This window comes from Streptococcus sanguinis (genome assembly GCF_050223295.1).
GTDB lineage: Bacteria > Bacillota > Bacilli > Lactobacillales > Streptococcaceae > Streptococcus > Streptococcus sanguinis_X.
In genome coordinates this window covers 186,072-203,581 of the sequence record NZ_CP071424.1, presented here as the reverse complement: position 1 = coordinate 203,581, position 17,510 = coordinate 186,072, and the positions used below count along the sequence as shown (strand labels likewise).

General features: G+C 42.1%; 17 protein-coding genes. 2 read left to right on the top strand and 15 right to left on the bottom strand.

Annotation, left to right across the window (positions count from 1 at the left end; genetic code table 11):
- Positions 1-1,707: an ABC transporter ATP-binding protein gene (locus tag J1C77_RS01090; protein ID WP_002922577.1), complete on the bottom strand. Its 1,707-nt coding sequence runs from the start codon at positions 1,705-1,707 to the stop codon at positions 1-3.
- Positions 1,708-1,866: 159 nt separating this feature from the next.
- On the opposite strand from J1C77_RS01090, the gene J1C77_RS01085 reads away from it, so the two are divergent.
- Together J1C77_RS01085 and galU are read left to right on the top strand one after the other, a co-directional pair.
- Complete coding sequence (locus tag J1C77_RS01085) at positions 1,867-2,889, top strand: NAD(P)H-dependent glycerol-3-phosphate dehydrogenase (protein ID WP_002922579.1); 1,023 nt, start codon at positions 1,867-1,869, stop codon at positions 2,887-2,889.
- A 16-nt stretch (positions 2,890-2,905) separates the two neighbouring features.
- A complete protein-coding gene (gene galU / locus J1C77_RS01080) occupies positions 2,906-3,811 on the top strand; it encodes a UTP--glucose-1-phosphate uridylyltransferase GalU (RefSeq protein ID WP_002893959.1) in 906 nt (301 codons plus the stop codon).
- 98 nt (positions 3,812-3,909) lie between these two features.
- On the opposite strand, the gene J1C77_RS01075 is transcribed toward galU, so the two are convergent.
- The 14 genes from J1C77_RS01075 to J1C77_RS01010 form a co-directional block, all read right to left on the bottom strand.
- Positions 3,910-4,593, bottom strand: a complete 684-nt coding sequence (locus J1C77_RS01075) for a rhomboid family protein (protein WP_002922585.1) — start codon at positions 4,591-4,593, stop codon at positions 3,910-3,912.
- Positions 4,574-5,113: a 5-formyltetrahydrofolate cyclo-ligase gene (locus tag J1C77_RS01070; protein ID WP_002922588.1), complete on the bottom strand. Its 540-nt coding sequence runs from the start codon at positions 5,111-5,113 to the stop codon at positions 4,574-4,576. The genes J1C77_RS01075 and J1C77_RS01070 overlap by 20 nt, the downstream gene beginning before the upstream one ends.
- Before the next feature lie 20 nt (positions 5,114-5,133).
- Positions 5,134-6,267 (bottom strand): N-acetyldiaminopimelate deacetylase, encoded by a 1,134-nt coding sequence (locus J1C77_RS01065; RefSeq protein ID WP_002922592.1) that lies wholly within the window; start codon positions 6,265-6,267, stop codon positions 5,134-5,136.
- A gap of 77 nt (positions 6,268-6,344) precedes the next feature.
- Positions 6,345-7,043 (bottom strand): 2,3,4,5-tetrahydropyridine-2,6-dicarboxylate N-acetyltransferase, encoded by a 699-nt coding sequence (gene dapD, locus J1C77_RS01060; RefSeq protein WP_042763054.1) that lies wholly within the window; start codon positions 7,041-7,043, stop codon positions 6,345-6,347.
- Between the two features lie 349 nt (positions 7,044-7,392).
- Positions 7,393-8,406: a hypothetical protein gene (locus tag J1C77_RS01055; RefSeq protein WP_002922596.1), complete on the bottom strand. Its 1,014-nt coding sequence runs from the start codon at positions 8,404-8,406 to the stop codon at positions 7,393-7,395.
- A gap of 30 nt (positions 8,407-8,436) precedes the next feature.
- The gene (locus J1C77_RS01050) at positions 8,437-9,372 is read right to left on the bottom strand and encodes a hypothetical protein (protein ID WP_002902110.1); all 936 of its coding nucleotides are present in this window, start codon (positions 9,370-9,372) and stop codon (positions 8,437-8,439) included.
- A 79-nt stretch (positions 9,373-9,451) separates the two neighbouring features.
- Complete coding sequence (locus J1C77_RS01045; protein ID WP_002902109.1) at positions 9,452-10,309, bottom strand: hypothetical protein; 858 nt, start codon at positions 10,307-10,309, stop codon at positions 9,452-9,454.
- A 323-nt stretch (positions 10,310-10,632) separates the two neighbouring features.
- Positions 10,633-11,013 (bottom strand): PTS glucitol/sorbitol transporter subunit IIA, encoded by a 381-nt coding sequence (locus tag J1C77_RS01040; RefSeq protein WP_002902105.1) that lies wholly within the window; start codon positions 11,011-11,013, stop codon positions 10,633-10,635.
- A 98-nt stretch (positions 11,014-11,111) separates the two neighbouring features.
- Positions 11,112-12,092, bottom strand: coding sequence for a PTS glucitol/sorbitol transporter subunit IIB (gene srlE / locus J1C77_RS01035; RefSeq protein WP_009660130.1), 981 nt, complete (start codon positions 12,090-12,092; stop codon positions 11,112-11,114).
- A gap of 16 nt (positions 12,093-12,108) precedes the next feature.
- The gene (gene srlA, locus J1C77_RS01030; protein WP_002902103.1) at positions 12,109-12,651 is read right to left on the bottom strand and encodes a PTS glucitol/sorbitol transporter subunit IIC; all 543 of its coding nucleotides are present in this window, start codon (positions 12,649-12,651) and stop codon (positions 12,109-12,111) included.
- Positions 12,648-13,145, bottom strand: a complete 498-nt coding sequence (locus tag J1C77_RS01025; protein WP_002902102.1) for a transcriptional regulator GutM — start codon at positions 13,143-13,145, stop codon at positions 12,648-12,650. Before J1C77_RS01025 ends, srlA begins: the two co-directional genes overlap by 4 nt.
- The gene (locus J1C77_RS01020; RefSeq protein ID WP_002902101.1) at positions 13,145-14,971 is read right to left on the bottom strand and encodes a BglG family transcription antiterminator; all 1,827 of its coding nucleotides are present in this window, start codon (positions 14,969-14,971) and stop codon (positions 13,145-13,147) included. Before J1C77_RS01020 ends, J1C77_RS01025 begins: the two co-directional genes overlap by 1 nt.
- 62 nt (positions 14,972-15,033) lie before the next feature.
- Positions 15,034-15,834 carry an SDR family oxidoreductase gene (locus J1C77_RS01015; protein ID WP_002902100.1) on the bottom strand — a complete coding sequence of 267 codons (801 nt, stop codon included), beginning with the start codon at positions 15,832-15,834 and terminating at the stop codon, positions 15,034-15,036.
- Positions 15,835-16,018: 184 nt separating this feature from the next.
- The gene (locus J1C77_RS01010) at positions 16,019-17,368 is read right to left on the bottom strand and encodes a glucose-6-phosphate isomerase (protein WP_002902099.1); all 1,350 of its coding nucleotides are present in this window, start codon (positions 17,366-17,368) and stop codon (positions 16,019-16,021) included.
- Positions 17,369-17,510: the final 142 nt, after the last annotated feature.

The window sequence follows — 17,510 nt, the reverse complement described above, 5'->3', positions numbered from 1 at the left end:
TTAGTCCTCCTTTCCTTTCTGAGTTTCGTAGATTTCACGGTAAACATCGTTAGTGGCGACCAATTCTGCATGCGTCCCTTGCCCAATCAGCCGTCCTTGATCCAAGACCAGAATCTTATCTGCATGTACAACAGAGCTAATCTTTTGAGCAATGATAATCGTCGTCGTTCCTTGCAGCTCTTTGTTCAAGGCTTCTTGAACCAGCTTTTCCGATTTGGCATCCAAGGCTGAGGTCGAATCATCTAAAATCAAAATATTGGGATTGTTGACAACACCTCTGGCAATGGACATCCGCTGCTTCTGACCGCCGGAGAAGTTGTTGCCACGTTCCTCCACTGCACTATCAAAACTCTCTTCCATACGGCTGATAAATTCACTGGCTTGGGCAATACGAGCCGCTCGCTCCATTTCAGGCAGTGAAGCGTTGAGCTTGCCCTGACGGAGATTGTCCGCAATGGTCCCGCTAAATAGAATCGCCCGCTGGAGCACGATGGAAACATTTTTACGAAGAGTTCCCTGACTAAGCTCTCGCAGATCTCGACCGCCAATCTTGACAGAACCTTCTTGCGGATCAAAAAGACGGGGAATCAGCTGGGCCAAGGTAGACTTACCAGCACCTGTCGCACCGACAACGCCAATCATTTGCCCCGGCTCAACCTCAAAGCTGATATCCTTTAGCATTGGCTCGTCATCATTGGGATAGGAAAAAGTCACATGCTCAAAGCTGAGGCTGCCTTCTAGTTCTTCATCTGGTGAGTCTGGGAAAGTCATAGCTGGCTCCGTCGCCAATACTTCCTTGATCCGACGGATAGAAATGATTCCCCTCGTCACGCCATTTCCCAAGAAGCCAACCATAATGATAGTGAAAATAATCTGGCTCAGGTAACCGATAAAAGAAGCGATGGAGCTGACCAGTCCTGGCTCCGCCTGAATCATGCCAGATAGAGTCCAGATAGCCAAGTAAACAGAGCTGTAGCCGACCAACATCATCATTGGCTCAATGATTGAAAAAGCGTAGCCAATATAGAGATTCTCTGACAAAAGTTCATCAGACACCTGACTGAACTTATGAAACTGTTCTTCCTCCCGAACGAAGGACTTGACCACTCGCACACCACGAAGATTTTCCTTAGCAATGGCATTAATCTTATCCAAAAGAGTCTGGAATTTCTTAAAACGAGGCCCCATCATCCCCATCATGACAGCCGTTAGACCAGCTATGAGCACAATCAGCAAGAAGATAATCCACCAGAGAGAGGGCATGGTCACAATGGCCAAGATAACTGATCCGATAAAAAGAATGGGCAGTCGAAGAAGAATTTGAAAGAGCATCATAGTTACATTTTGAATCTGATTGATGTCATTCGTCATCCGCACGACTAAATTACCAGCGTTGAATTTCTCGATATTGGCATAAGAAAAGGTCTGAATCTTGCGGAAAGTCTCCTCGCGGAGATCTGATGAGACAGCTTGGGCAATATAAGCCGCCAAGGTCACATTAATCCCTCCTGCCACCAGTCCGACAAAACCGATGCCAATTAGCCAGCCGCCCATACTGTAGATGGTCTGGCTATTTTGCTCCTGCAGAGCATCTAAGATGTGCTTTAAAAACCAGGGCAGTAAAAGAGAGCTGGCAATCATCAGCGAGGTCATCAAAAGCGAACTCAGGGCATACCATTTATACCGTAATAGACTTTTAAAAAACATGCTTCCTCCTACTTTTTTCTTATTTGACTTAGTTTCCTTACTATATCACAGATAAAAACAATGTCAAGCAAGAAATTTCTTATATTATATGGTAAAATGAGATATAGACTCTAAAACCGATTTAAATTCAGACTCGGAATTTCATCATAAGGAGAAGATATGGATAAACAACGAGTTGCTGTGATTGGTCCTGGTTCTTGGGGAACAGCCCTATCACAAGTGCTAAATGACAACGGACATGAGGTTCGTATTTGGGGAAATATCGCTGAGCAAATCAACGAAATCAACGACGAACACACCAATAAACGCTATTTCAAAGATATTGTACTGGACGAAAAGATCAAGGCTTATCATGACCTAGAAGAAGCTTTAAAAGATGCGGATGCTGTACTTTTTGTCGTTCCTACCAAGGTAACCCGTCTGGTAGCCAAACAAGTAGCTCAAGCTCTGGACCACAAGGTGAAAATCATGCACGCCTCCAAGGGACTGGAGCCCAATACCCACGAACGGATTTCAACTATCCTAGAAGAAGAAATCCCTGCAGAGCTACGCAGCGAGATTGTCGTCGTCTCAGGTCCCAGCCATGCTGAGGAAACCATTGTACGCGATATTACCCTGATCACCGCTGCTTCTAAGGATCTGGAAACAGCTAAGTATGTGCAGGAGCTCTTCAGCAATCACTACTTCCGCCTCTACACCAACACCGATGTCATCGGAGTGGAGACTGCCGGCGCTCTGAAAAACATCATCGCAGTTGGAGCTGGTGCTCTCCATGGACTAGGCTATGGTGATAACGCCAAGGCAGCTATTATCACACGCGGTCTGGCCGAAATCACGCGTCTAGGTGTCAAGTTAGGAGCCAACCCTCTCACCTACAGCGGTCTATCTGGTGTCGGTGACCTGATTGTCACAGGGACCTCTGTCCACTCCCGCAACTGGCGGGCCGGCAATGCTCTAGGACGCGGTGAAAAATTAGCTGATATTGAAGCCAATATGGGCATGGTTATCGAAGGAATTTCTACCACCAAGGCAGCCTATGAACTCGCTCAAGAGCTGGATGTTTATATGCCAATTACCCAGGCTATTTACAAGGTTATTTATCAAAATTGTAATATCAAAGATGCCATTTATGAAATCATGAACAATGAATTCAAGGCTGAGAACGAATGGACTTCGTTCTAATAGAAAGGAAATAATTATGTCAAAAGTTAAGAAAGCCGTCATCCCTGCAGCTGGTCTCGGAACCCGCTTCCTGCCAGCTACTAAAGCACTGGCCAAGGAAATGTTGCCGATTGTCGACAAGCCAACCATCCAGTTTATCGTTGAGGAAGCTCTCAAATCTGGAATTGAAGATATTCTAGTTGTTACAGGTAAGTCAAAACGCTCAATCGAAGACCACTTTGACTCAAACTTTGAATTAGAATACAACCTCAAAGAAAAGGGTAAAGACGATTTGCTAAAATTGGTTGATGAAACCACTGGTATCGGTCTGCACTTCATCCGTCAAAGCCATCCGCGCGGACTAGGAGATGCTGTCCTTCAGGCCAAAGCTTTCGTAGGAAACGAGCCTTTCGTTGTCATGCTGGGCGATGATCTTATGGACATCACCAATGATAAGGCTGTGCCGCTGACCAAGCAATTGATTGATGACTACGAGGCTACTCACGCTTCTACCATCGCTGTCATGCAGGTACCTCATGATGAAGTTTCCTCTTATGGTGTGATTGCCCCTCAAGGCGAAGGTGTCAAAGGTCTCTACAGCGTGGAAACTTTTGTCGAAAAGCCAAAACCTGAAGATGCACCGAGTGATTTGGCTATTATCGGCCGCTACCTGCTGACACCAGAAATTTTTGAAATCTTGGAAAAACAAGCGCCAGGTGCTGGAAATGAGATTCAGCTGACCGATGCGATTGATACTCTTAACAAGACGCAGCGCGTGTTCGCTCGCGAATTCAAGGGCGATCGCTATGATGTCGGTGACAAGTTCGGCTTTATGAAGACTTCAATCGACTACGCCCTCAAGCATCCGCAGGTCAAAGACTCCCTGAAGCAGTATATCATTGACTTGGGTCATACATTAGAGAAAAAACAAAGTAAAAAATAATTAATCCAAACAACTAGCCTTAAAAATAAAATTTCAGCTATAAAAAAGAGGTTTTCAACCTCTTTTTTTATATATCGTTAGTTATTTATACACACTTGTTAAATCAAGGAATGATGAAAGCCTAGAAAAATTAGAAGGGCAGCCAAGGCTAGATAACCGAATAGGACTAGCCAGCGCTGAGCAGGTTTAAAAGCATTGCTTGAGCCTTTGATAGGGAGAATGACCGCACAGAGTATGCCACCAATCAAACCTCCCAAATGCCCAGCCAGGCTGATACTAGGCATGAAACTAAAGATGATATTGACCACAATCAAGGTCATATAAGACTGCCCCAGCTGCTGAATGTAGCTGTCGCGAACGACATAGTGCAGGGTCACGATAGAGGCAAAAAGTCCAAACAAGGCTGTAGAGGCTCCTGCTGACAGAGTATCCGGACTGAAAAAGAAGACAAAGATATTTCCCATTAGGCCAGACATCATATAGAGCAGAAAGAAATTTCGTGAGCCAAAAATGTCTTCTGCCTGCCGTCCAATAAAATAAAGAGTAATGACATTTACCACAAAGTGCTCCAAGCCAATATGCACAAAGATAGCAGAAAAGAGTCGCCATATCTGAATGGGATTCATGATAATAGTTGGAGAATACACTGCTCCAAATTCAAAGACAGTTTGTGCTTCAGCATAAGAAAAGCCACGTAAAATAAGCATCCCCACAAAGACAAGCGTTGTCAGAATTAGCAAAATACTGGTCACAGGATATTTTTTATCGTAGATGTAGTTCATAAATCAGTACTTCCTTTACTGCTATATCGTGATAATCGGGTTCAAAATCAGACTGTTGAAAACTATAGATGCTGCTGATGGATGCTCCTGCAAAATCAACCAGATAGCGGTCATAGTAGCCACCGCCATAACCAATCCGAAAGCCTTGAGAATTGAAGACCACACCCGGCACATGAATCAGATCAATCTCCGTCTTCTCCACAGCCTCTTCACTTATCGGCTCCATAAGTCCAAAAGAGCTTTTTTGAAGGCGACTTTCATCATAATCCACAAATATCATCCGACCCTGGCCATAGGTCTTAGGCACTAAAACCCGCTTGCCGTCCAACTGAGCCTGTCTGATAAAGGCTGCAGTTGAGACTTCATGCGGCATAGAAAGATAGGTAGCGATAACCTGAGCGTTTTGATAAGCTGCTGAACTGAGCAAGTGCTGGGTCAGCCAGCTATCTGCCTGTTCTTTTTCTTTTCCTGATAGTTTCTTCATCTGGTTCAGTACAGTTTGTCTCAGCTCTTTTTTCATGCAGCTCGTCCACCCTTTTCTTATCTTTCGTTGATTTTATAATCTAGGAATTTCCCAATCTTTTCAATCGCAAAGGGCAATGCTGCCTCGTCCGGTGTCATCTTGGGATGATGGAGGGCATAGGGACTATCCACTCCCAGCCAGAACATGACGCCCTTGACCTTGCTGAGCAGATAGCCGAAGTCCTCGCCTGTCATAGCCGGCGCAATATCAATCAGTCGCACTCCTTCTTCCTTCTGGAAGAAGTCCATCAATTCGTCTGCTAAGCCAGGATGATTTTCCACAGGCAGGTAGCCACCTTGTTTAAGCTCCAAGTCCAATTCCAGACCGAAACTTTGGGCTAGGCCCTCTGCTATTTCCCGTAAGCGCTTCTGAGTCAAGATGTTCATCTCCTGAGTCAGAGTCCGAATGGTGCCATGCAAAAAGGCCGTTTCTGCGATGACATTGTTGGTCGTGCCAGCATGGAGCGAACCAAAGGTCACAACCGCCCCCTCGATAGGATCGACATTGCGGCTGACAATGGTCTGCACCTGGGTGATAAAGTAGCTAGCCGCCACCAAAGCATCATTGGCTTCATGAGGAAAGGCCGCATGGCCTCCCTTCCCCTTAAAGGTCAGCTTGACTTCACAGGTACCAGCAAAAAGCGTTCCTCTGTTAGTGGCAATATCGCCGACCTTGAGGTCTGGTCGCACATGGAGACCGTAAAACTCATCTGGCAGCCAGTCGCCAAAGGCACCGTCTTCATACATGAGCATACCGCCAGCTTCATTTTCCTCAGCAGGCTGAAAGAGAAAGAGTAGATTATGGGTGGGCTGAGTGCTCACAGCTTTCTCCAGTAGGCCAAGAGCCACCGTCATATGCATATCGTGTCCACAGGCATGCATCCGACCTGCATGGGTACTGGCAAAGTCCAGTCCTGTATCCTCCACAATCGGCAAACCATCAATATCTGTCCGCCAGCCAATCGTCTTATCCGGTGAACTTCCCTTGATAAAGACCAAAATACCCGTCCGCCAAGTTCGGATTTCCACAAAGTCTAGACCTGCTGTCAGTCCATCAATGACCTGCATCAGGTAGGCATGAGTCTTATATTCTTCCAGACCGATTTCTGGTATCTGGTGTAAATCACGGCGAATTTTCAGGTAATCAAGCATTGTTTCTTTCCTTTAAAATCTTGTCAGACCTGTCAAAGTTTTGGGCTAGGCCCAATCAATTCATCTTTATGCCATTTTTAAAGAGTACGCAGGGCGTCTTCCAGAGCTGTCTTCTGCTGGGTCTTCTCGTCAATGGTCTTGATAACTCGTGCCGGAACACCAGCAACTACTACGTTTTCCGGAACATCCTGGGTCACAATCGCACCGGCCGCAACAACGGAACCACTGCCAATTTGTACACCTTCGATTACAACCGCATTGGCACCAATCAGCACATTGTCTCCAACCCGAACTGGCTCAGCACTAGCCGGCTCAATGACTCCCGCCAGAACAGCACCAGCACCGACATGACTGTTTTTTCCGACAATCGCTCGGCCTCCCAGAATAGCGCCCATATCAATCATGGTTCCCGCACCAATCTCCGCACCGATATTGATGACTGCCCCCATCATGATGACAGCATTATCACCAATTTCGACTTGGTCACGGATAATAGCGCCCGGCTCAATGCGGGCATTGATGTCGCGCTTGTCCAAAAGCGGCACCGCTGAGTTGCGGGCATCCTGCTCTACGACATAGGTCTTATTTTCCTCTAAGTTCACTAGGAGTGGCTTAATTTCTTCCCAGTCTCCAAAAAGAACATTGCCTAACTTCACAACAGACCAAGGGATTGATCCGTGCAATTCTCCATTAAAGGTCACCTTGACCGGAGTTTTTTTCTTGGCATCAGCGATAAATTTGATAATTTCTTGAGCGTTCATTTTAGTAGCAGACATGATTTTTCCCTCGATTCGTGAATGATTTAGCCTTTTAGTTTGTTTATCTTCGCAATCTCCAACAACTTGAAGAACAATTGAAGTAAACCAAGAAGCTTGATTAGACAATATTATAACACAAAAAAGGGGATTACAAAACTCCTATAAGACTCTCTACATGAGATACAGATTGTAAAAAGACACGAACTCTCGTCCGTGCCCAACAAAGCAATTCCAAACTATATACCAACGATATTATTTAATTCTTTCGTTCAAAATGTTCCCACTGTTGGCATCAATGGTCAGTTTAATCTTTTGCGTACCGTTCAGAGTTTCCAGCTTGTGATATAAGCACTCTTATTCATTTATTCTATTTAGAAAGATTACTCAATAGATACTGTCCGTTTTCCTGACGGATAAAAGTCAAAGTTATCTCCTTATTTGAAGAGGTTTCATAGTTTACAAGCATCTTCGGCTCTGATTCACTATCCCCATAAACTGAGATATGTTGATATTCTGGGTATTCCTTGATTACTTCTTTAAAGGAAGAACCGCCCTCGCCTGTTTCCGCATCACCTGTCTTTAAGCTCTCTGTAATCTGGCTAGATACCTTTTTATTATAGCCATCACTGCCGGGCATAATACTCATACCCTGAAGATGGTAGCTGCCATCCTCGTGTTTCATAAAGGTCAGAGTGGTGTAACTAGAGTCAGGTAACCAAGACAATGAGAGCCCTTCTTCCTGAAACGTCACACTGCTAGCCAAGCCAAAATCTTTGACTACTTGTTCAGGGGTCAATCCTTCATCATCCGCACTAACAATGCTCAGCTTTTCAAGGTCTTTCACTTCCCACTCATACACATCCTCTTTTGACGGAGCCACAAAAGAAGCAACATCGCTTTGATGTCCCTTTCGAGACAGACTTGGCACACTTCCCCCACCCATAAAATCATTTAGGAAATAGCCGCCAAGACCTCCTAGCAATAGTCCCGCTGCCAGGCCTATTCCTAAAAATCCTATCAGCTTGCCCGTACTATTTTTCTTTGGCTCTGGACTTGGCTGGCCAGCGAAGTTTGCAGCTTGCTGTGGTCCGGCAAAGTTCTGACCAGCTGGATTAAATCCCTGAGGAATTGCTCCTTGAAAAGCGGGATTTCCCCAATTATCCTGCTGAGGCATCTGTTGTTGAGGAGCATCAAAAATGGGTTGCTGAACACCAAAATCTTGATTAGGATTCGGCATCTCAGGACTGCCTCCTTCTGCTGGAAGAGGCTGCCCCTCTACTGAGTTAGCTACAAATTGTCCTGGATCTGATGACGGGACTTGCTGTGGATACGGAGCTAATCCTTCTAAAGATTGTTCCTGCGGTTTATTTTGTTCTGACATCGTTTCTCCTTTTATTATTTGAGTTCTGTTTTATTTGTTGGCAGTAATGGACAAAAGATAGTTTCCGTCCTCCTGCTGAACGAAGAACAACCTATAAGTACCATCATTAGGAGCGTCATAAGCCGCCTCCATAATGGTTTGACTAGTATCCTCACTGAAATCTTCATCTACACGAATAGAGATACTTCGCGGACTGCCATATTCCTTAAAAACTTCCTTATAGGAAATGCCGTCCTTACCAGTCTTTGCATCGCCTTTTTTCAGTTTTTCAAAGTAATCAGCGGCCATGGCTTCGTCCTTAGCATTATGATTGCTTCCTTCAAAGCGAATATTATAGATATGAAGGCTATTCAGATAGAAACCATCTTTTTTCTTCTCAAAATCCAGAGAAGCAGTTTGATCTGTATAATAAACTGGCCAGTCCTCCTCATCATCAGAATCTTGAAGCGTTCCCCACTCTAAATCAAGGCTGTCATGAGAGATTTCTTCTTTTAAAGCCTTGCCATATTTATCAAGAATATCTTCCACAGAAGTACCATTCGTATCTGTCTGAATAGTATTGAACCGTAACTCTGACAAACTATCAATATCCCACTTGAACTCAGTAGTATCAGGGTCAATGTACTGATCTGATTGATCTCTCTTTGATTCCCCAGCATCTGCTAAAGGATGGAGCACAGGATATTCCCCTTTGATAACATCCGCTACTCCCATTCTATAGCCCCAGATTCCCCCTCCGATTAGTCCAAGACCAAGAGAGAGCAAGGCTCCGCCTATCAGGATTCCTTTCCAAGATTTATTCTTGGCCAAAGGTGGGGTTGGTCCCTGCGGACTGAAAACATGGCCTTGCTGAGATTGAAAATGTCGCGGAATTCCTTCTTCTGGCCGAACATTCTTTGACGATTCAAAAGAATGCTGTGATTGCTGTTCTGTCAATCTTCTTTCCTCTTTCTTGTTTATTTCCAATAGTTTTATCAGTTCTCTTTTAATAACGAAATGCTTTGAAAGCAGTCAGTCACAAAAGATAAACTAAATAACTAAAAACTTACATTTCCTCTGACTTTATATATAAGAAATTTCCATCTGGCTGGCCTACAAACAATAGGTATTCATAACCATCTTCTGTTTTATAAGTTACCTCAGCAATCAGACGGTTGGAGATAATCTTATTATCTACGTCACGTTCGGTTGCGATGACAATTTCTGACGGAACAGGATGCTTCTTCAGGACCTCTGATAAAGCTATTCCTCCTTCACCCGTTTCCTTGTCTCCTTCTTTCAAACGTTCAAGGTCTTTGGGAGATAATACGCTCCAATCTGTCGTTTCCTTCCCTTTTCTATATTCTTTAAAAGAATCTCCAACTACCACTTGTCTCAGATAGTAGTTCTGGTCAACTTTATCAAATTGAAAAGAAATATTTTGCTCCTTATCCCTGACAGAAGGGCCCCATCGGAGTAACAGACGATTACGATCATATTCTGCTGAACTAGCCAAGCCATAAGTTTCAACGATTTGATCAGCCGTCAGGCCTAATCCCTCATCATTTGTATAGCTCAACCGTCCCAAGTCTTTCAAAGTCCAATTAAACTGAACCGACTGCCCGTCTGTAGTAAAGCTGTAACTCTTGTCTTTAGCTTCTTCCTGAGCCTTACTCAGACGCTTAATCCTTTGTATATCCTTATTTGTCTGCGCCTGCTTGCCGATAAAATAAGCTGAACCGCTACCAATCAAAAGACCAATTATAAGAGCAAAAACTGAAAGTCCTATGACTTTTCCGATATTGCCTTTCTTATCAGGTAATTCTTGCGACTGAAGCTGCTGGAAATTCCCTTGCATTGGCTGGCTAGTTTGATTTTCTTGCCAAGCCCCTTGCACTTGACCTTGTCCATCTTTATCTGACATGGTTTTCTCCTTATAAATTTTGTTGATTTGTCATATTGCGAAAATATTGAAAAATAATGACAAATTTTACAATATTATAACATAAATTATTCTTCCAATCAAAAAGGGAGTGGGAAAGAACTTCAAACAAGTTAAAAAGTTCGTCTTCCCACCCCCGCACAGTTGATCAGGCAATCTTTGGGGCTTAAAAAGCGAAGGAAGATGCCAATCAACCACTGCGTCATCTATTTTTTCTAATTTAGACCCAAAAGCCTGGACTTTTTGCCCAGGCTCTGAATCAAGTTTTTAGACTCTTATTTTTCTAGTATTCTTATTTAGATATTTTATCCTACTTGAGCTACTTCAAAAATCTGAATGGTAGAGCCTTTTTCAATTACTACTGCTTGGTCTGCTGCGACATGGAGTGTACCAGGAAGACTCCCCTCTTTTGAACCATCAAAAGAAATCGTGATATGGCCCAGTCCAGTTAAATTTTTTTCTACTACATTTCCCACAGAACTAATTGAATATTCCTGATTATCTACCACCAGCTTGCCGCCTTCTAGTATTGAACCTAGCAGATTTTTGTTATCAATCTTAAAACAATACTCTGCTAAATCTTCCGGTGCTTCTTCTCCAAATAAAATGAGCATATTGGCATCTTGAATCATATTCTGAGCTTCAGGTCCCACTTGAATTACTTTAGCTTCAAAAATTTTCTTCATCTAATTCCTATTTATCCTTTCTCTAATTTGTCTTAAACTTATGCTTATAGATAAGTTTAACATAATAGTTGCTTTGTTTACGTGCATCTATCAAAGGTCTATTGATAAAGACCAATACTAGCTATCCAAGCTACTAGCACCCGCGGAACACCATTGAGAAAGCGTGAATAAAGCACAGAAGGGACACCAACCTCAACTGTTTCAGACTTGGCTTCAGATAGACCGAGTGCTACAGGAATGAAATCACAACCGTTTTGAGTGTTGATAGCAAATATAGCTGGCAGAGCCATTTGGGGCGGAATATTCCCTTTTCCGATTTCGACTCCAATTAAGGTTCCGATAATCTGACTGATAACAGCTCCGGGGCCTAACAAAGGAGATAGGAATGGCAAGGAACAGATAAAGCCAATCAAAATGAGTCCCCAGATGTTCCCCGCTAGGGGAACCATTAATTTTGCCAGCCAATTTCCAACACCTGAACCTTGAATAACCCCAATCAGCAAGGAAACAAAGGCCATGAAAGGAATGATTGTGTTGAGCATTGTTTGGATGGCTTCACGAGCTGCCTGGTTGAAAGTCGCAACGACCTTCCCAGCGCCCATCCCAATTCTTGCTACAATACTTGTTTCAGCTTTTTGCTCTGTAATTTTTTTACTAGTATCGTAAGTTGGCTTTTCTGTTACCACAGTTGTCGCTTTTTCGTCTTCATTAGCAGCAGAAATTTGATTAAGGCCAACTGCTGACACATAGATTTCCTCGGTGATATATTGTGCTAGAGGGCCACTTTTCCCTGTAGCGACAATATTGATTGTAGGGATCCCCTTTTTAGGATAAATACCGCAGCGAAGAGTACCGCCGCAATCCACGATTGCTAAAGCAATTTCCTCATCAGGGATAGAAGTTTTAAACCCATTAACAGCTTCCATACCGGTCAAATCAGCAATTTTATCTACAATATCTGGCTTTTCTCCGCCACCAGTGATATAGATAAATTTATGCTTAGCCTCACTAGGGGTAATGACCAAAGGTCCTCCGAAACCGCCATTTCCTTTAACAACTTTTATACTCTTATATGACATAATTTCACTCTTTCTATCAATCAAATGTTTTACTCAAGGTAACACCTTGCTGTTTTGCTACATAAGCAGTTGTAAAATCGGTTACCCAACCGCCTACAAAGTTCATGACAAGCCCAACAAGCATGTAACGAATGGCTAAGTCCATTTGACTTAAACCTAAAGTTTGAATTCCTGTTGCAATTCCCATCCATACAAACAATTCCCCAGGATTGATATGCGGGAATACCCCGTTTGAAGTATGGCAGAACTGCATCTGAGCTGCTACAAAACTAGGTTTATAATATTCTGGCAAGAAGCGTCCCATACTGATCGCCATCGGATTCCCCAGCATAAAGGCTGAAATGAAAGGTAAAATCATATAACGGCTAACAGGATTTTTGGCAGAAATCTTAGCCAAGGAATTGACCTTTTCTTCTCCCAAGAAAGCGATAAGGGTATTCATTGCAATCAATAGCATTAAGACAAGCGGTACAATATTTGTCATCCAGCTAATAAAGGTTTCTCCACCTAATTGGAAGAGTTTCATAAAACTCTCTGCAAATTTTGTAATGTGATTCATAAGGAACTCCTTTTCTTATTTTTTTTAAATAACTGTTTAATAGATAATTGTAAGTAATTCGTATAAAAGCCGAATCCCAGAAAAGAATCAGAAGAACTTGTCTCTTTCTCAATACCTGCCTCATGCCAAAGATAGACTTTTCTAGCATCTTCTATGACTGATTGCATCAACTTATTTTCTTTTCTCACAAGAGGATTATACTTGTCAAAATAATGGATGTCTTCTCCGACATAATCATCCATATTTTGAAAACGCGCTAAGATTGTTACTCCTTGCATTTTGCTAGCTTTAAGAACCCGACCGTTTTCATCAACCGCGAACATGACAATCGTACCGGATTTTATTCTTCCGGACTTCCTGCCAATCGCTACGCGCCCCAGTTTTCGGAGCATCGTATAGGTCTTATTGAAGTCTTTGAGTTGCTGCCAGCCGAGGAACATTTGAAATATATAAGCTGCCATGACAAACACAGCGAAAATTATTAGCGAATTCATTAAAATACTCCTTTGCTCTTAGAAAATGATAGAAACTCTGTCTCTGTTTCTACAGCCCTCAATGCTTCTTTTAGAGAAGGCTCTCCTGCAATTCGAAAAATATCGTCATACAATTCCAGCAATTCACTTTCCATTTTTCTTTCAATTTCTGAGGGTATGGCGACTAGAAAGATAAATTCAATCCATTCATCTCCTTTTTGATAAGGCTCTTCTAGTTTTCCGAACATTAAAATAGTCTTTGCATAACCCTGGTTAATTGTATGGGGGAAGGCAATTCCTCCACCAAAAATGGTTGATTGCTTTTTCTCCCTATCAATTATCCGATTTCTAAAACCTTCATCAATCATCTGAAGTTTCTCTAACTCTGCAACCATATTTAGCAAGTATTGCTGATAGGTTTTTTGGGGGCTCAACCGAAGAAAACGTAAGCTGACTGTTTCTAGATTTTTTTGATGAAAAGCATTGGCCCTCTGCCATTCTTCCTGCAGCCATTGATCATCAAAAAGATGATTAACTTGAATGACTGGAGATTTAGAATCTTTATATTTTAGAGGAACTGTCGTAAAAATCGCGAAATAGTCCTGATTCAAATCCACATTAAAATCCTCTTCAGAATACTGAGTAATGTCTACATCATTTCCAAGGACTCGTCTGAGTTGCTGAATAATCATCGTAGCAGTTCCTCTTCCTGTTGTGCAAACTACAGCTATCTGCTTGCGAGAACCCTTTACAGCAGAATTTTGCTTTCTTAAAATCATTTCAAAATACAAAGCCAGATATCCGATTTCAGATAATTCCAATTCAGAACCAAAAATTGCAGATAGTTCTTCTCCAGCTATTTTTGCCATTTCAAAAGCAAAAGGATATTGAGTTTGAACCTCGCCATGAAATATATCATTAGCTTGCACATGGAAAATCAGTCGATTGATTAAGGGGCCTAGATGAGATTTGATTTCTTCAAATAATTCTTCATCATCAAAGTGAACCAACATTGTTTCTTTGACTTTCTTGACAATCCCTTGAAAAATCTTTGCAAGCTGTTCAGATTGATAAGATGTCTTGCTTAAAGTGTCAATAAAACGGACATTAAACGGAAAACACAAAAAGTCTATCTCAAACTGACTGAGGGAAATCTTATAAGTCATTTCAATATGATAGATTAATTTCTCAGCTAAAGGTGTCTCTGTTAAATCATTCCTATAGTAAGGAATAGGACAATTCAACACTCTAGATGTATGAATACGCTCCACCATAATTGAAATGGTCTTTCGAAGGAGTTCCTGTGTTTCTTTAGGGATTTTATAGTCCTGGACTAGCGTCTCCAGAAAAGAAGATGTTGCCTCAGTGAGTGTCCTTCCTTCAAAGTAAGGAGCCACTTGGTGAATATAGAGCAAGCGCAAATTCAGCTCGCTCCCCAAGACCTCCAGCCCACGGTTGGGCTTTCCTGAAATAGTGATAGAGTAACTCTCTGCCAAAGATTTTACTTGTTTTAAATCCTTATTAAGGGTACTTCTACTAACACCTACTTCCTCAGCCAAGTCGTCAATAAGAAGAGGGGAGGTTGACTCAATTAAACGTTTTAGCAAATAGGCAATTCTTTTACTGGAAGAATTGAAGTCACTCTCCTGTTTTAAACTACCAGATAAAATCCTTTCCAACTCTGTATAGTCATACACTTCTAACATTAACTGATCATCTTGTGCGATAATCTGGATATTAGGAGCCAAAACATCATTTAATTGTTGGATACTCTTTTGCAAGGTTTGCAAGCTAATATCCAGTTCTGAGCGCATATCTACCAAGGAATAAGTTGGCTGCGAGACCATTTTATCTAAAATATTATACCACCGATTTACTAAGGTCAACTCTCTTCCCTACCTTCATTGTTTTAACCGCGAGTTTTACCTCCGGCAATATTTGTAGTGACACCTGTTATATAGCTAGAACGGTCTGAAATATAGAACGCTACAAGATCAGCTACTTCCCGTAGTTTCCCACTCCGTCCCAATGGAGTCGTTGAAGTTGAAGCATAACCAGCTCGAATATCTTCTACCGTCTTTCCACGGGTATAAGCAAGAGCTTCCTCGTAAGAAAGAGTTCGAAGACCCGTAGCTTCCATAATTCCTGGAGCAATTCCAACCACACGTACACCATGTTTCCCAAGCTCTTTCGCCCATGAACGAGTATAACTATAGACTGCCGCTTTCGTTGCAGCATAGGCACTTTGTCCTTCAGAACCTTCCAAGCCTGCTTCTGAAGCCATGTTCACAATTACACCTTTCCCATTTTTCACTAAAATACGTCCTACTGCCTGACTAACCAGATACAAACCTTTTTGATTAATCATTGTTACTTTTTCGAACGTCTCATCGTCCAACTCGTAAGGACCTTTAGGATTTTCTGCATCGATTAATAATCTAGGGACATTAATCCCCGCATTGTTGACTACCGCATCAATATTGCCAAATCTTTCAACTATTTTGGCAACACCCTCTTCTACTTCAGAGCGAGAAGTTACATCAACTTTTACAAATAATAGATTCGGGTGACGCAAATCGTTGTCGCTAAGATCAAAATTCGCTACATTGACTCCTAATTCCAACAATTCTTCGACGATTGCCTTACCGATCCCAGATGACGCACCCGTCACAAGAACTGTTTTGCCTTTAATGTCTAACCAATCATTCATTTTGATACCTCTCAAATTTTATTTACAAGGCAATTATACAGCGCTTTCATAAAAGAATTAAGACACTCTTTTTTTCACTGTTCAAAAAAATAATAAACTAATTAAGAGGCTTGTACTAAAAAATCCACAAGAAATGAACTTGTGGATCTTTTTATATTCTAAATGAACTCAAAGCATATGAGAATCAAAGGCGTGCATTCAACTCAGCACCCAGCTCTTCAAAGCCTGGTTTCCCAAGAAGAGCAAACATGTTTTTCTTATAAGCCTCAACTCCTGGCTGGTCAAATGGATTGATACCATTCAGGTAGCCAGAAAGAGCAATAGCTAACTCAAAGAAGTAAATAGTATAGCCCAAAGTGAACTCATCTTGCTCAGGCAGGGTCACAAACATATTTGGCACTCCGCCGTCTGTGTGAGCTAACAGCACTCCATCTGTTGCTTTCTTATTGACAAAGTCAACATCTTTTCCTTGCAGATAGCCAAGGCCATCCAAGTCTTCTGCTAATTCAGGAATCAACACATTTTTGCGAGGCTTATCTACACGAATAACTGTTTCAAAGAGGATACGAGTTCCTTCTTGAATAAATTGCCCCAAAGAGTGCAGGTCTGTTGAGAAGTTGGCTGAAGTTGGGTAGATACCTTTTTGGTCTTTACCTTCTGACTCACCAGCCAATTGCTTCCACCATTCTGAGAAGTATTGCAAAGATGGTTCGTAGTTAGCTAGAACTTCTGTCAGATAACCTTTACGGTACAAGATATTGCGTACAACTGCATATTGATATGCTTCATTTTCAGCCAACTTATCAGAAGCATAAGCCTTGCGAGCAGCATTTGCTCCTTCCATCAACTTGCTGATATCAGCCCCTGCAGCTGCGATTGGCAAGAGTCCCACTGCTGTCAATACTGTAAAACGACCACCTACACTATCAGGCACTACAAAAGTATCCCAGCCATTAGCATCTGCTTCAACCTTAACTGCACCTTTAGCGCGGTCTGTAGTTGCATAAATCCGTTTATTTGCTTCTTCCTGACCATACTTCTTAACCAAGAGTTCTTTGAAGACACGGAAAGCAATAGCAGGCTCTGTTGTTGTTCCTGACTTAGAAATAACATTGACAGAGAAATCTTTGTCTGATACATAGTCTACCAAATCAGCCAAATAGCTTGAAGAGATAGAGTTTCCAGCATAGAGGATCTGAGGTGCCTCGCGTTCTTCTTTGCTTTGCAAGTTTACAAATGAATTATTCAAGAAATCAATAGCTGCACGAGCTCCTAAATAGGAACCACCAATACCGATTACGATCAATACCTCACTATCAGATTGGATTTTAGCAGCAGCCTTTTGAATACGAGCAAATTCATCTTTGTCATATTCTTCAGGCAAGTTCAACCAGCCAGTCATTTCTGCCCCAGGACCTGTACCATTTCGCAGAGCAGAATCTGCTGCAGTCACTTGAGGCTGCATATAATCTAGTTCATGTGGTGCTACAAATTTATCTAATACCTTTGAGTAGTCAAATTTAATATGTGTCATGTTTATCCTCCAATTGTTCTTTTCTTTTATGATAACGCTTTAAGAAAAAATAAGCAAGTGCTTTTACTATTTTAAAACGTTTACATTTTTTATTATATACTATTTTTCTAAATAAGCTAATCCTAGGACATGACTGAGAGCA